Source organism: Haloferax sp. DFSO52, from assembly GCF_048158745.1.
Classification (GTDB): Archaea; Halobacteriota; Halobacteria; order Halobacteriales; family Haloferacaceae; genus Haloferax.
Genome location: NZ_JBLOPB010000002.1, coordinates 625,464 through 639,197, shown reverse-complemented (window position 1 = coordinate 639,197; position 13,734 = coordinate 625,464). Strand labels below are relative to the sequence as shown.

16 protein-coding genes are annotated in these 13,734 nt (G+C 62.1%); 11 read left to right on the top strand and 5 right to left on the bottom strand.

The window, feature by feature from the left end:
- The first annotated feature begins 108 nt into the window (after positions 1-108).
- Positions 109-1,485, top strand: a complete 1,377-nt coding sequence (gene dnaG, locus ACK3SC_RS12750; RefSeq protein WP_416840569.1) for a DNA primase DnaG — start codon at positions 109-111, stop codon at positions 1,483-1,485.
- A gap of 93 nt (positions 1,486-1,578) precedes the next feature.
- On the opposite strand, the gene ACK3SC_RS12745 is transcribed toward dnaG, so the two are convergent.
- Both ACK3SC_RS12745 and ACK3SC_RS12740 read right to left on the bottom strand, forming a co-directional pair.
- On the bottom strand, positions 1,579-1,980 hold the full coding sequence (locus ACK3SC_RS12745) for a GNAT family N-acetyltransferase (protein ID WP_416840568.1): 402 nt from the start codon (positions 1,978-1,980) through the stop codon (positions 1,579-1,581).
- Positions 1,977-3,290 (bottom strand): DUF92 domain-containing protein, encoded by a 1,314-nt coding sequence (locus ACK3SC_RS12740; RefSeq protein ID WP_416840567.1) that lies wholly within the window; start codon positions 3,288-3,290, stop codon positions 1,977-1,979. The genes ACK3SC_RS12745 and ACK3SC_RS12740 overlap by 4 nt, the downstream gene beginning before the upstream one ends.
- A gap of 161 nt (positions 3,291-3,451) precedes the next feature.
- Here ACK3SC_RS12740 and ACK3SC_RS12735 point away from each other — a divergent pair, with 161 nt between their 5' ends.
- Entirely contained in the window at positions 3,452-4,060 is a 609-nt protein-coding gene (locus tag ACK3SC_RS12735) for an undecaprenyl diphosphate synthase family protein (protein WP_416840566.1), read from the top strand.
- 142 nt (positions 4,061-4,202) lie between these two features.
- On the opposite strand, the gene ACK3SC_RS12730 is transcribed toward ACK3SC_RS12735, so the two are convergent.
- Complete coding sequence (locus tag ACK3SC_RS12730) at positions 4,203-4,391, bottom strand: hypothetical protein (RefSeq protein ID WP_416840565.1); 189 nt, start codon at positions 4,389-4,391, stop codon at positions 4,203-4,205.
- Between the two features lie 147 nt (positions 4,392-4,538).
- On the opposite strand from ACK3SC_RS12730, the gene ACK3SC_RS12725 reads away from it, so the two are divergent.
- Entirely contained in the window at positions 4,539-5,903 is a 1,365-nt protein-coding gene (locus ACK3SC_RS12725; RefSeq protein ID WP_416840564.1) for a serpin family protein, read from the top strand.
- A 48-nt stretch (positions 5,904-5,951) separates the two neighbouring features.
- On the opposite strand, the gene uppS is transcribed toward ACK3SC_RS12725, so the two are convergent.
- Positions 5,952-6,881 (bottom strand): polyprenyl diphosphate synthase, encoded by a 930-nt coding sequence (gene uppS / locus ACK3SC_RS12720; RefSeq protein WP_416840563.1) that lies wholly within the window; start codon positions 6,879-6,881, stop codon positions 5,952-5,954.
- 162 nt (positions 6,882-7,043) lie between these two features.
- Here uppS and ACK3SC_RS12715 point away from each other — a divergent pair, with 162 nt between their 5' ends.
- The 8 genes from ACK3SC_RS12715 (at position 7,044) to ACK3SC_RS12680 (ending at position 12,879) form a co-directional block, all read left to right on the top strand.
- Positions 7,044-7,442: a DUF5778 family protein gene (locus tag ACK3SC_RS12715; protein WP_416840562.1), complete on the top strand. Its 399-nt coding sequence runs from the start codon at positions 7,044-7,046 to the stop codon at positions 7,440-7,442.
- 141 nt (positions 7,443-7,583) lie between these two features.
- On the top strand, positions 7,584-8,645 hold the full coding sequence (locus ACK3SC_RS12710; RefSeq protein WP_416840561.1) for an Lrp/AsnC family transcriptional regulator: 1,062 nt from the start codon (positions 7,584-7,586) through the stop codon (positions 8,643-8,645).
- 1 nt (position 8,646) lies between these two features.
- On the top strand, positions 8,647-9,294 hold the full coding sequence (locus tag ACK3SC_RS12705; protein ID WP_416840560.1) for a precorrin-2 dehydrogenase/sirohydrochlorin ferrochelatase family protein: 648 nt from the start codon (positions 8,647-8,649) through the stop codon (positions 9,292-9,294).
- Complete coding sequence (gene hemA, locus ACK3SC_RS12700) at positions 9,291-10,673, top strand: glutamyl-tRNA reductase (RefSeq protein ID WP_416840559.1); 1,383 nt, start codon at positions 9,291-9,293, stop codon at positions 10,671-10,673. Before ACK3SC_RS12705 ends, hemA begins: the two co-directional genes overlap by 4 nt.
- Before the next feature lie 131 nt (positions 10,674-10,804).
- Positions 10,805-11,455: a hypothetical protein gene (locus tag ACK3SC_RS12695; protein ID WP_416840558.1), complete on the top strand. Its 651-nt coding sequence runs from the start codon at positions 10,805-10,807 to the stop codon at positions 11,453-11,455.
- A gap of 42 nt (positions 11,456-11,497) precedes the next feature.
- Positions 11,498-11,773 carry a 4a-hydroxytetrahydrobiopterin dehydratase gene (locus ACK3SC_RS12690; protein ID WP_416840557.1) on the top strand — a complete coding sequence of 92 codons (276 nt, stop codon included), beginning with the start codon at positions 11,498-11,500 and terminating at the stop codon, positions 11,771-11,773.
- A 2-nt stretch (positions 11,774-11,775) separates the two neighbouring features.
- Complete coding sequence (gene lwrS, locus ACK3SC_RS12685) at positions 11,776-12,156, top strand: LWR-salt protein (protein ID WP_416840556.1); 381 nt, start codon at positions 11,776-11,778, stop codon at positions 12,154-12,156.
- 51 nt (positions 12,157-12,207) lie between these two features.
- Positions 12,208-12,879, top strand: a complete 672-nt coding sequence (locus ACK3SC_RS12680) for an HAD family hydrolase (RefSeq protein WP_416840555.1) — start codon at positions 12,208-12,210, stop codon at positions 12,877-12,879.
- A 63-nt stretch (positions 12,880-12,942) separates the two neighbouring features.
- Here ACK3SC_RS12680 and ACK3SC_RS12675 read toward each other — a convergent pair whose 3' ends face one another.
- The gene (locus ACK3SC_RS12675; protein WP_416840554.1) at positions 12,943-13,686 is read right to left on the bottom strand and encodes a response regulator; all 744 of its coding nucleotides are present in this window, start codon (positions 13,684-13,686) and stop codon (positions 12,943-12,945) included.
- Between the last annotated feature and the right edge of the window lie 48 nt (positions 13,687-13,734).

Here is a 13,734-nt window from a genome sequence, read left to right as displayed (position 1 = left end):
ACGATAGATATTTCCCTCGCCCCCGTCTTATATAAACACGTCCGTGGGTTTCACCCATGACAGCATCACTATCACCACATCATTCCCTCCCTCGGGAGGATTTCACCAATGGACGACACTGCAAAATATCTCATTCACGCTTCCATCTCCGCCGACGGGGTCGTCGAACGGAGCGACGTAGTCGGGGCCGTCTTCGGACAGACAGAGGGCCTCCTCGGCGACGACCTCGACCTCCGTGACCTCCAACAGTCATCGAAAGTCGGTCGGATAGACGTACAGGTAGACTCAGAAAACGGCCACTCGTTCGGTCAGATGACCATCGCGAGTAGTCTCGACAAGGTCGAGACGGCCATCCTCGCCGCCTCACTGGAGACGCTCACGCGCGTCGGCCCGTGTCAGGCGGCCATCGAAGTCACGAACATCGAAGACGTGCGCGAGGCCAAACGCCGGATGGTCGTCGAACGCGCCAAAGAACTACTCACGGAGTCGTTCGACGACACCGTGATGACCTCGACTGAGATTCTCGAAGAGGTCAAAGAGAGCGTTCGCGTCGAAGACATCACCGAGTATCACGGCCTGCCGGCGGGACCGCGGGTGGCCGACTCAGACGCCATCATCGTCGTCGAAGGGCGCGCAGACGTGCTAACACTCCTCCGATACGGTATCAAGAACGCCGTCGCCGTCGAAGGGACGAACATCCCCGAGGACGTGGCGGCACTCACGCAGGAGCGCACTGTAACGGCGTTCCTCGACGGTGACAGGGGCGGCGAACTCATCCTCCGCGAACTCTCGCAGGTCGGTGACGTCGATTACGTCGCCTTCGCACCCGAAGACGAGTCCGTCGAGGACCTCGGTCGAAGCGCGGTCATCCGTGCGCTTCGAAACAAAGTGCCGTTCTCGTCACTGCCGGACGACGAGGACTTCCAGTCGGCAGTTGCCGACGCCAGCGGCACCGGTGGTGTTTCGCCGGACCCTCGTCAGGAGTCGCCGACGACTGAACCGTCGCCGACTCCATCCGCAGACGTTCCCACCGACACTGTGACCGAGACGAGTTCCGACAACAACGGCACTGTCACCGTCAAGAAGACGGTCCACGCAGACACCGAAGACGAACTGAGCACCGACACCGACGTGTTCAGTGAGTCGAGCGTCGAAGCAGTTGCCGAAGCAGCAGAGCCAGTTCAACAGACGCTGTCGCTCTCGGACCACGTCCGCGAGACGATCACCGACGAAAGCGGGCTCGCTCGGCTCCTCGACGCCGACCTTGCCCTCCTCGACGAAGTCGCTGTCGAGAAGATTTACGACACGCTCGAAGACGCCGACCCGGTGCCGCGACTCGTCGTCGTCGACGGCGAAGCGAGTCAGAAACTCATCGACATCGCGGCCCAGCGTGGGGTCGGAGACGTCGTCGCACGCTCGACCGGCGAGTACGTGAAGAAACCAGTCAGTGTGCGCGTCAGAACTGCCGACCAACTGCTGACGTAATCGACAGTCGGTCGTCGCGACTCGACACTCGTTCTTTGTCGTAACTCGACAGTCGGTCGTCGCAACTCGACACTCGTTTTCGTCAGGTTCCACTCAGTCAGCGTCGCGGACGAGTCGAATCGCGTCGTCACCGTCGAACTCGCCGGCGATTCGTTCGTCGTACTGGAATCCCAGCGTCTCGTAACACGCCCGTGCGACCTCGTTTTCGGGGTGGACCAACAACGTGAGCGACGCTGCTGGATGTAGGTCGTGATACGCCTCGATGAGTGCAGTCGCACGCCCCTCTCGGCGGGCGTCGGGGACGACTGCAAGTTCAACGACGTGGGCACCGACACCGAGAACGTAGCCGACCGGGTGGTCGGCGTCGTCGACAGAGACGAGCACTGTGCCGACGGATGGCCACGCGTCAAGCAGTTCTGGTGAGGGATGGGAGACGAGACGCTGAAGCGAAGTGAGTGCTGATTCGTCGGTCAGTCCGCCTCGTCGAACGGTCACAGCGGAATCCACACGACAACCGCGCCCAGTGCACCGCCGAGTGTCATGAGAAAGTTGACCGACTGATTTCCGATGCTTACGCCTTCGACTGTCGCACCGAGGAGACTATCGATAGTCATGCCGATGAACCCGCCTGCGAGAACCGCACCGGCGGCGGCCACATCTGGCAGTGGGAGCAACACGTACGCGGCCCCAGCGACGAACGCCGCCCCGACGACGCCAGCGACTTCGCCTTGCCACGTGATTGCGCCGTCTGTTCCCGGTGAGACGCGCTTGAGCGACGTGATGAGGCGTGGGTTGTCGAAGAGGCCGCCGATTTCGCTGGAGAGTGTGTCACTCATCGCGGCGGCGACCGACCCAGCGAACGCGAGGACGAACAGATTGCTTAAGAACGGTTGGCCAATCGTCTCCATGGCCGCGAATCCGACGACAGCGAGGAGAGAGACGGCCGAATTTCCGAGGACGTTTCCGGTTCCGCGGGCACCTTCGTTGTCCTCGGCGACGCCGCGTTCGGCCTTGCGTTCGTAGCGGAATTTGGTCGAGAGCGCGCCGATACCGAAGAACGAGGCGAGGACGATTGCCCACCCGAATCCGCCGAATCCAACGGCGACGAGCAGGAGGAGGACACCGGTTATCATCCCTGCCACCGATGCGGTGCCCAGTGCGTAGGCCGCATAGCCGAGTGCGACGGTCATCGCGATGGCGACACCTGTCTGTGCGGGCGTGACGGGGCCAACCAACCCATCGACGCCCCAGAGCGCGATTCCGACGGTGAGCATGACCACTGGGTCGTCGCGTTCGTAGAGTGCAGACCGCAAGAGTGCGGCGACGAGTGCACCGAGCGCAGCGATGAAGATGAACCGAGAGAGTGCAATCTGGCCGTCGGTCATGGTCACGACGGCGACTTGTCCAATTGTGCCGGCGAGGAGGCCGACGCTGACGAATCCAGCGGTCTGCAGGAATTCGTCGTCGAAACGAGTATCCACCAATCGCGCTCCGAGATTGCCGTATGCCAGTATCAATACGGACGCGACGAAGACGGTGAGCGGCATTCTGGCCCGCGGCACCGTCGCCAAGAGCGCCAACCCAGTCGCCGCAAGGGAGAATCCGGCCAACCCGTTGAGTCGGCCATCCTTGCGGTCGCCGGGGCGCGCAAATAACTCGAAGAGCGGCCCGTCGTCGATGACGAAGGCCGCAAGGAGCGCGACTGCGGCGAAGGGAGCGAACGCTGCCGTCCCGAGACTGGGGGCCGCGAGGGCCAACGTCCCGACGACTGCGAATCCACCCGCTCGCCGTAGCGTGGAAGTCACATCGTTCGGTATCCCCGACTCGCACTTAACCCTCCCGACATCGGTGACCTTCCGAATCTCGGAAGGGTCGTGGGCACGACACACCGGTCACCCCATCGAACATTGCCAGTTTCGACGTTCAACCCGAAGCGTTACGAACCCCGGCGCGAGTACGGACTACCGTGGGAGTGTACGACTACTACCTCGCCCTCCGATTCCGCTTCGACGACGCCGACGCCCCCGAACACGTCGCACTCGTCATCACCGAGCGCGACCTGTTAGAACAGGGGGCGTACGCCACGCTCGAAGACTTCATCCAGTGGGCGTTCGAGTACGGGAGCGAGCGCGTCACCATCTCGGTGAGCGTCCTCGACGAGGCAGTCGTCCCGACGCTCTCCCGTGAAATACGGAGCCTCGACGCACCACATCACATCGCGGTGCGCGAACCCGGCGACACCGAACCTGCCGACGCCCCTGTGCAGGTGAACATCGGCCTCGGTGGCAAACGCGAGTTCGCCGCAGTCGTCCGGTCGCTCGCAGAAGAAGTCGAAGCGGGCGAACTGGACCCAGACGACATCGACGGCACCGACATCGAAGAGCGACTGGTGTTCCCCGACGAACCGGACTTCGTCGTCAAGACCGGAGCGGAGCGGCTCTCGGACTTCATGATTTGGCAGTCGGTCTACGCCGAACTCTACTTCACCGACGTGAACTGGCGGGATTTCCGGAAGCGAGACTACCTGCGGGCGTTGCGGGATTATCAGGATAGGCAGCGGAGATTCGGTCGTTAGACCGAATGTTTTCGCGAGTGACGCGAGCGACAGAAGTTTGGACGATGAGCGCCAGCGAATCGTCCAAACGCTGTTGCGCCCGAAGGGTACAACAGAAATTCGGCTGATAGGCCGAATCACACGTCAACAGCGTTCTGACGAGCTATCTCGCCTCTGTCGACGAGTCCGACTGACGCGTATTCAGGTAGACGATGACGAACGCGACTGCGGCCGCGAGCAACGCCGTTTGGACGGCCGAACTCACGGGCATCTGGAAGACGAAGAGTGAGAGGACGGCGGCGAGGACGGACGCGACGAGGGCGCTTCCGACGAATTTCAGGAGGGCGTTCATGTCCAAGTGTACGTTGTGGACGCTATTATTCGTATTCGTGACAGCGGTTTTTCAGCTCCCGCCTCCTTCTCTGGCGGCGACGGGGATAACACAAAGACCCGTTTCGGTCTACAGAAGACATATCCCCGGCTGTGTGAACGATTCGACATGAACCGTCGCGAACTCCTCGCACTGTCAGGTGCACTCGCCGCCGCAACCGTGGCCGGGTGTACGAGTGGCGGGAGTCCCCCGTCCGAGACGGACACGACAGCACCGCCCTCCACAGATACGGCAACCGAGACGCCCTCCGACACACCAACCGAAGACCCCCCGAGTGGCGAACCCAGCGTCGACGACGAACGACTCGCTGCACTCGCGTCCGGGAATGCCGAATTCGCCCTCGAACTGCACGAGTACCTCGCGAGCGAACAGGGAGGCAATCTGTTCCTGTCGCCGTACAGCATCTCCGTCGCGCTGGCGATGACCTACGCCGGTGCTCGCGGAGCGACTCGCGAACAGATGGAAGAGACGCTCCACTACACACTCGGCGACGACATTCACCCGGCGTTTGCCGACCTCCAAACCGAACTGGACAGTCGGGCGACCGCTACCGACCCCGTCGACGACTCCGAAGTCGATGCCTTCCAGTTAGCTGTGGCGAACGCGCTCTGGGGTGCTGACGGCTACCCGTTCTCCGAGGACTACCTCGCGTTGCTGGAGGAGAACTACGGCGCAGGGCTTCGACGAGCAGACTTCGCTGGCGACCCGGAGGGGGAACGAACCCGAATCAACGACTGGGTCGCCGACCAGACCGAAGACCGAATCGAAGACCTGCTTCCACCGAATTCGATTACCCCACAGACAGTGCTCGTGCTCACGAACGCCATCTACTTCATGGCGAGTTGGTTGCACAAGTTCGACCCCGAGAACACCGAAGATGGAACGTTCACTGCACTCGACGGGAGCGAATCGACAGTCCCACTCATGCAGCAGGAGATGGACCGCGTGAACTACGCGTCAGTCGCTGGTGCACAGGCCGTCGAACTCCCGTACATCGGCGAGGACGTGTCGATGGTGTTGCTCCTCCCCGACGAAGGCACCTTCGAGGAGTTCGAACAGAACCTCACCGCAGAGCAGTTGTTCGGCATCTTCGAGGAGATGAGCGATGCGACGGGGTCACTCGTGTTCCCCCGCTTCGAGTTCGAGACGGAAGTCCAACTGTCGAAAGCCCTCTCAGACCTCGGGATGCCCGTCGCGTTCGGCGGCGGTGCCGACTTCAGCGGGATGGTCGAAGGCGGACAGAGTGGGCTCTTCATCGACGAGGTGTTCCACAAGTCGTTCGTCTCGGTGGACGAAGACGGAACCGAAGCGGCGGCGGCGACGGCCGTCGTCATGCTGGAATCGTTACCGCCCTCGTGGGGCGAACTCCGATTCGACAGGCCGTTCCTGTTCTGTATTCGTGACCGGCCGACTGACGCGATCCTGTTCTGGGGCCGCGTCACCGACGCCGGCGCTGCACAGGGTGACGAATAGCGCAGAATCAGTCTTTTCAGGCGCTCAGTCCACCGCCTCGCAGGGCGCTCAGTCCGCCGTCTCGTCGGTCCGCTTCGCCAACTCGGCGGATACCTCGTCGGCACCGGACGAAGAGAGTTGCTCACGGAGTCGGCCAGCGACGGCGCGGGCGTCTTCGAACTCGACTTCGGCGACGGCGCGAACGAGTGCGACGGCGCGTTCAGTTCGTGTCCGTTGCCACGACTTTTCGCGTGACTCGTAGGTACGGATGCCGCGGAGGAAGTCCGTCTTCGAGAACTCCGGCCAGTAGGGAGCACAGAAGTAGACGGCCGCCTCGTTGCCGTTAGCGTGCCACGGCAGGAAGTTCGAAATTCGTTCGTCGCCACCAGTGCGGATGATGAGGTCCACGTCGCGGACGGGTTGCCGCGAGAGATGTGCATCGACCGCCGCCACGTCTACGTCGTCGGGTGAGAGCTCACCCGCCTCGACGTCGCGACAGACGTCGCGGGCGGCGTTGAGCAGTTCCGCTCGCCCGCCGTACGCGAGTGCGATGTTGAGCGTAAAGTTGTCGTAGTCGGCAGTCTGTGACTCGGCGTACTCGACAGCCTCTTGGACCCGTTCTGGGAGTCGGTCTACCTCTCCAATCACTCGGACGGCAACCTCTCGCTCGTGGATCTGTTCGGAGCGAACAGACTCGTACAGTTTGTTCTCGAAGAGGTCGAAGAGATGCTCTCGCTCCTCGGGTGGACGGTCGAAGTTCTCGGTCGAAAAGGCGTAGAGTGTCAACTCTTCGATGCCGATTTCTTCACACCACTCGAGGACGTTCTCGGTCGTCTCTGCACCGGCGCGATGGCCGTCCGGTGCGTCGTCGCCGCGCTCTCTCGCGTAGCGCCGGTTCCCGTCTTGGATGATTGCGACGTGTGTCGGCCCGTCGCCAATCTCCCGGCGGAGCACTCGCTCGTAGGCGCGACGGAACCCGCGGCGGACCCAACCGAACATGTGTTATGGGTCGCGTGGGCGGCCTATGTGTCTTGTGGGTTAGTGATTGACGTTGTCTTGTGAGTTAGTGATTGACGGCTCTCCGAGTCGGCGCGAGCGAGTGCAACGCAAATCCTACAGACGAATCGCCATCCGTTTGTACTTCCCCGAGAAGGCATCTGCATGAGCGAGACTATCGACGACGACCTCTACAAGCGAACGCTCGCACTGCTCGAACCGGGCGACATCGAGTTAGTCGGCGCAATCGTTCACACCGACCTCACCGGCCGCGAGGACCTCGAGATGCAGGAGATGACGGTCGAAATCAACGACATCATCTCCGGCCACTCGGGAAAGGGCGACGCGTGGATTTACGCCGGCAACGATAGTTCGGAGTTCTCCTCGAACCAGTTCCAGGGCCTCAGCGTCGACGACGACGAGTTCGTCTGGGAGTGCCAACAACTCATCCGCGACGGCACGTTCGACCTCGTGTTCTACTACGAGGCGACCGCCGACCACGACGCCATCGTCTCGGACCTCGAAGCACTCGACCGAGTCGAGCGCGTGACACCCGTTCCCTGAACGAACCGGTTTTTATCTACTCGTTCTTCCGTCGCTACGACTGAATCGTCGATTCGCAGTCACCTCGACGGCCGCCGTTCGTGAATTCTCGGAACGAGAACAAGCGAGGCGTTTATTCCCTTCGCATCCTGACTCACGGCCATGATACAGGCGGACGCGGACCTCTCTCGTCTCGACCGCGCCATCGTCAACGCGTTCCAGGGTGGATTTCCTGTCGTCGAACGCCCGTTCGAACCCGCTGCTGCCGCGCTCCGGGAACGCGGCGTGGACGTGACGGCGACAGAACTCTGTGAACGAGTTCGAACCCTCGACGACGAGGGGACGCTCTCGCGGTTCGGCGCACTCGTCAACGCCGAGGAAATCGGCGGGACGGCGACGCTCGTCGCCATGCACGCACCGCCGGAGCGCTTCGACGAGGTGGCCGACCAGGTGAACGCACACCGAGAAGTCGCACACAACTACGAGCGCGAGCACCCACATCTCAACATGTGGTTCGTCGTCTCCGTTGCCGAGGAGTCACGAGTCGACGACGTGCTCGGCGAAATCGAAGCCGAAACTGGGCAACAGACGTACAACATGCCCAAACTCCACGAGTTCCACGTGGGGGCGAAGTTCCTCTTAGATGGACCGATTTCGGACGGTGACCTCGACCTGTCGCATCTCGGCCCCGACGTCGAACCATCGGACGAACGGATGCTCACCCCCGACGAACGTGACCTCGTCCTGGAGATTCAAGGCGGTCTCCCGATTACGGAGACGCCCTACGCCGACGTCGCCGACGCGCTCGGACAGGATACCGCGTGGGTGGTCGAGACCATCAAGCGCTTCAATCTCGAAGGGAAGGTTCGTCGCGTCGGCGTCATCCCGAACCACTACGCGCTCGGCTACTCGGAAAACGGGATGACCGTCTGGAACGTCCCCGACGACATCGTGATGGAGGTCGGCCCGGAAATCGCCGCGCTCGACTTCGTCACTCACTGTTACCGTCGCCCACGACACGAGGGCGTGTGGCCGTACAACTTCTTCGCGATGACCCACGGCCGGTCGAAGGAAGAGAGCGACGCTCGTATCGAACGTGTTCGCGAGGTGATGAGCGACTACTGGGACGTGGCTGACGACGACTGGGATTCGCTGTTCTCGACGCGAATCCTGAAGAAGACCGGTATCAGACTGGACGAACGAGCAGACGCCAACACCGAGTGAGATGATTCCACTAGTTCACGACATGTCCGGCGAGACAGTCCTCGTCTTCGGAGGCGGCCCTGTCGGGGCGCGGAAAGCCCGGCGATTCGCCCGCGAGACGCGAACTGTCGTCGTGAGCCCCGAGTTCGCAGACCGGGAGTTCGGCGAGGCTGAACTGGTTCGCGCCGCGCCCGCACCCGAGGATGTCGCCGACTGGGTCGACCGGTTCGACCCGGTTCTCGTCGTGGCAGCGACGAACGATACTGACGTGAACGACGCCGTCGTCGCCGCCGCCCGAGACGCTGGCGCGATGGTCAATCGAGCGGACAAAAGCGGGTCGCGCGACGCGGGGAGCGTCGTCGTTCCCGCGACTATCGAGGACGGAGACGTGTCCGTCGCCATCACGACCGGCGGCGCGAGTCCCGCCCTCTCGAAGTACCTCCGTGAACGCATCGAAGCCGAACTCGACGGTGCAGGCGCGATGGCAGACCTGACTGCCGATCTGCGAGCGGAACTCAAGGAATCTGACCGAACGCCGGCCGAACGCCGTGCAGCAATTCGTGCGGTCGTTCGCGACCCATCTGTTTGGAAGGCTTTACGTACAGGGGATGCAAACCCCCGACGAGAGGCAGCGCGCGTGATTACAAACACACAGCGGGGTGATTCATGAGGAGCGCGGGAGTCATCTCTGGTGTGAGCGTCGCTCACGACAGGGCGAGCGTTCAGGAGATAGAAACCGCTTCCAGCGACGACGTCGAAACCGTCGTCGCCACTCTTCTCACGCGCGAGGGAGTCACCGAAGCGTTCTCCGTGCAGACGTGTAATCGGGCAGAAGCGTACGTCGTCACCGACGACGCCGCCGATGGCCGACGCGCACTGGAGGACTTCGCTCCCGACGTTCGAGACGGGAGCATTCGCCACATGGACCACGAAGAGAGCCTTCGCCACCTGATGCGGGTTGCGGCGGGGCTCGAATCGCTCGTCCTCGGCGAAGACCAGATTCTCGGGCAACTCAAGACAGCGACCGAAGCGGCCCGCAACGCCGAGAGCATCGGACCGATGCTCGAAGACGCGCTGATGAAAGCGATTCACGTCGGTGAGCGCGCTCGCGACGAGACGGCTATCAACGAAGGTGCAGTCTCACTCGGGAGTGCCGCCGTCAATCTCGCTCGGGCAAAACTCGGCCACCCGATCGAGGAGGCACGTGCCCTCGTCGTCGGCGCGGGCGAGATGGGGACGCTCGCCGCGAAAGCACTGGCATCCGTGGACGTCTCCGAACTCGTCGTCGCGAATCGGACCGTCGCTCACGCAGAGTACCTCGCACGTGAAGTCCCCGGAATCGACGCCGCCGCAGGACTGGACGATATCCACGAGTCACTCGCGACGGCGGACGTCGTCATCACCGCGACGAGCAGTCCGACTTTCGTCGTCGAATCGGCACACCTCGAAACCGCCGGCAAGACGATGCTCATCGATATCGCCCAACCACGGGACATTGACCCCGCGGCCGGCGAGTTCGACGGCGTCTCGGTCCACGATATCGACGACCTCGAGACGGTTACCGACCGAACCGCGGCGAAGCGAGAAGCGGCGGCCAAACAGGTCGAAGCGATGATCGACGAAGAGTTCGACCGACTCCTCGCGGCTTACAAGCGCAAGCGGGCCGACGAAGCGATTTCGTCGATGTACGAGGCGGCAGAACTCGTCAAGCGTCGCGAGGTTTCGACGGCCATCTCGAAGTTGGAAGCACAGGGCGACCTGACCGACGAACAGCGCGAGACGGTCGAATCCCTCGCGGACGCGCTCATCGGACAACTGCTCTCGGCACCGACGAAGAGTCTGCGCGACGCCGCCGGCGACGACGACTGGACGACCATCCAGACGGCGATGCGATTGTTCGACCCCGGATTCGACGACTACTCGATGCCGGACGAACTGAAGTCGACAGCGTCCACAGCTGACGACGAGGACCGTCGCCCCCAGAGAGACGGTGGGGTCTCAGACGAAGAGGCCCCGGCTCGCGTCGTCGAGCAACTCTCGAACGACTGACTTCGCTCTCGATTTCGACGCTGCATTCTTCGACACCACGACTGCCCAGTCTGACGTTCCGTCTACAGAGCACCGAACTCGTGACGACGGCGGCGTAGATTCATATACGAAACCGAGACCACGTTCGTTCGATGGAGTCTCTCACGTCGCCTCGGACGATGCTACCGCCCCGGTCTGTCGAACGACTCGGCCGCACAGTCGTCGACCGCCTCCGAGAACGACGGTACCGGCGACTGGTAAAATCGACCCCACGTCGACGAATATCTGACCTCGCTGGTGTCGCCAGAGCGACAGTCGTCGGACGCGTCGTCACCGTTGCAGGCGGCGGACCGGCAGTCGAAGCGTGGCAGAGCGGTGCGTCCGAAGGGAGAAAGAGTGGACGACGGCGACTGAGAGGGAGAGGACGAAAGCGAGGAAAGAGAGGACGAAGGCGATGGAGAGGACAAAGGCGACCGAGAGGGAGAGAACGGTCAGTCAGCGGACGGACGACCCGTCCATTCCTCCTCGACGATGGGAGCGGACAGATTTCGGTCCGAATCCCTCCCGGTGGGGGTATACTCTTCGACGACAGCAATGAGCGAAGCGGGGAGACAGACACCGTCGAATGTGGCGACCGTGTCACCGTAACGGGACGAGTGGTTCGCGACACCGACGACACTCTCTTCGGCAGCGTTCTCTCCGACGGCGTTCTCCCCGGTGACGTTCTCACGAACGAGACAGTTGGACGCTGTGGGAGACGAACACTGACCGGACCGACGTTCGTCCTCGTCGCGTCGCCGTGAGCCGGGCGAACCCTTATCGGTTCCCCACCCGACATGTTCGGTATGGCCGAGGTACTCTCCAACGACGATGTCGACGCGAAACTATCGGATGAGTGGAATCGCGACGGCGACGAAATCGTCCGTCTCTACGAGTTCGACGACTATCTCGACGGCGTCGCATTCGCCGCGAAGGTCGGCGAAGTCGCAGAAGAGGAGTTCCACCACCCCGAGATAACCATCCGGTACAAGAAAGTCGAAGTCAGACTCACGAGCCACGAAGAAGGCGGAATCACCGAGAAGGACCTCCGCCTCGCCGACCTGTTCGACGCAGAGTCGTAGGGATGGCGCTCCGATACGTCTTCAACGTCCGCGTTCGTCTGGAGACGAAACCGGGCGTCTACGCGGACCCACAGGAGTTCGAAACGACAGTCTCCGTCACCCCACCACCACCCGGTGAGTCTGGGTGGATGCTGTTTCGTGATGCGTTGTGGCGTGGCGAAGTGAACGACCCGGTGTACGCGGCCCAGCTCGCGACGTCGTGGGTCGACGTTCCGGTCGTCTCCTGTGAGTTCGCAGAACTCCGAACCGACGAAGACGCACTCGACGAACTCCGGGATGCAATCGCCGACTCACTCGACGAGTTCAACGCCACGTCTGTGCGAGACGTGCTGCACAAGTACTTCGGGAGTGCAATCCACGTCGAATCTACAGACGGAACGTGACAATCCACAGCAGAAGACCTTTATCCGTTCCTGACCTACTCAATCGCCCGAATGGTCGCCGATGACTACGATTTCTGGCTGTTCGACCTCGATGGGACGCTCATCGATGCCGAGTGGGCCTACACACGAGACGTGTTCGACCGAGTCGGAGAGCGATTAGGTCGCCAGTTCACCGACCGCGAAGCGGAGATACTCTGGCACGGACTCGGTGGCGCACGTGACCCAACCCTCCGCGAATGGGGTATCGACCCTGCTGACTTCTGGCCTGCCTTCCACCACGAAGAAGACCCGTTGAAGCGGGCGGAATCGACGTTCCTCCACGACGACGCCGTCCGTCTGGTCGAAGAGATACACGCTGCCGGCCGACCCGTCGGTATCGTGACCCACTGCCAGCAGTTCCTGACTGACCCCGTGTTAGACCACCTCGGCGTGCGAGACTGGTTCGACGCCGTCGTCTGCTGTACCGAAGAGACGGGGTGGAAACCCGACTCTGCACCGGTCGAACGTGCGGTCTCGAAGTTGGGGCTCGGTGGAAAACTCATGACCGATGGCGGCACGTCAGGCGTCCTCGCCGGAGACGGCGAAAGTGACATCGGTGCGGCGTGGAACGCCGGACTCGATGGCATCCACGTCGAGCGACACGGGCCAGAACAGCGTGGTCGGTGCGTCCTCGGCGAGTATCGCGTTCAGTCGTTCGACGAACTCCCTCGGAAAGTCGCCTGAGCAGGCTTCTCTGGCGCGCACGCTACTCTGAGTCGGTACGTCGGATGCGTTTTTGCAGCGAAGTTAGTAGAGCGTCTCGCCGGGTTCGGGGCGCGCGAAAATATCCCCAGTACTCGTGACGGCGAGTTCGAAGTCGCCGTAGGGGAACCGAACCTCGATGCCGGGTCGTTCTTCGTCTTCGAGGACTGGCCGAAGCAACTCTTCGAGGGCGTCGGCGTCGATGTAATCGTACAGTGGTTCTTCGATAGCCGGCAGTCCGGCGTGCGCTTCGATTGCTTCGACGACGACGATGCCGAGTTCGTCGTCGCCGACCCACTGACCGACGAGTTCCCAGTTCTCGTCGAGACTGAACGACGCTGCCGAGGCGGCGTCGGCGTGGTCCGCGAGTGCTTCGGTGACTGCAGACACCCCTGCAGCAAGCGACTCGTCGCGGTCGCCATCGACGAGCATCCCAACGTGTTCGAGAACTGTCGAAAGGTCGTCAGGTCCGGCTTTCTGAACGTATTCGGAGACCGCTGCCGCCGACGCAACGTCAGCCACTTCGGTCCAATCTTTGGCCGTGAAGAGGACGATAGGAACGTCCTTGTTTTCCCGTCGGAGTGCCTCGATAAGTGGGACACCATCGGGCAGCATTAACGAGTCACTGACGACGCAATCGACCGAATGGCTGGAGACGATATCGAGCGCATCGATGGCCGTCGTCGCCGTGAGAAGAGAGATGTCATCGAATTGGTGAAACGTCGCTGTCGAGAGCGCGAGCATCTCAGGGTCATCGTCGACATGAAGGACTGTTTGCGGGGTGCCCATACCAAGCGCGTACTACCTGCGAGGGTAAATACGTTCCACTTTATTTAT

What these genes read in the sequence shown, in the direction of transcription:
- ACK3SC_RS12710 (WP_416840561.1), top strand. Translation starts at nt 7,584, where the DNA reads ATGATACAGGCGGACGCGGACCTCTCTCGTCTCGACCGCGCCATCGTC.
- ACK3SC_RS12705 (WP_416840560.1), top strand. Translation starts at nt 8,647, where the DNA reads ATGATTCCACTAGTTCACGACATGTCCGGCGAGACAGTCCTCGTCTTC.
- ACK3SC_RS12690 (WP_416840557.1), top strand. Translation starts at nt 11,498, where the DNA reads ATGGCCGAGGTACTCTCCAACGACGATGTCGACGCGAAACTATCGGAT.
- ACK3SC_RS12725 (WP_416840564.1), top strand. Translation starts at nt 4,539, where the DNA reads ATGAACCGTCGCGAACTCCTCGCACTGTCAGGTGCACTCGCCGCCGCA.
- dnaG (WP_416840569.1), top strand. Translation starts at nt 109, where the DNA reads ATGGACGACACTGCAAAATATCTCATTCACGCTTCCATCTCCGCCGAC.
- ACK3SC_RS12680 (WP_416840555.1), top strand. Translation starts at nt 12,208, where the DNA reads ATGGTCGCCGATGACTACGATTTCTGGCTGTTCGACCTCGATGGGACG.
- ACK3SC_RS12730 (WP_416840565.1), bottom strand. Translation starts at nt 4,391, where the DNA reads ATGAACGCCCTCCTGAAATTCGTCGGAAGCGCCCTCGTCGCGTCCGTC.
- ACK3SC_RS12695 (WP_416840558.1), top strand. Translation starts at nt 10,805, where the DNA reads ATGGAGTCTCTCACGTCGCCTCGGACGATGCTACCGCCCCGGTCTGTC.
- ACK3SC_RS12675 (WP_416840554.1), bottom strand. Translation starts at nt 13,686, where the DNA reads ATGGGCACCCCGCAAACAGTCCTTCATGTCGACGATGACCCTGAGATG.
- hemA (WP_416840559.1), top strand. Translation starts at nt 9,291, where the DNA reads ATGAGGAGCGCGGGAGTCATCTCTGGTGTGAGCGTCGCTCACGACAGG.
- lwrS (WP_416840556.1), top strand. Translation starts at nt 11,776, where the DNA reads ATGGCGCTCCGATACGTCTTCAACGTCCGCGTTCGTCTGGAGACGAAA.
- uppS (WP_416840563.1), bottom strand. Translation starts at nt 6,881, where the DNA reads ATGTTCGGTTGGGTCCGCCGCGGGTTCCGTCGCGCCTACGAGCGAGTG.
- ACK3SC_RS12715 (WP_416840562.1), top strand. Translation starts at nt 7,044, where the DNA reads ATGAGCGAGACTATCGACGACGACCTCTACAAGCGAACGCTCGCACTG.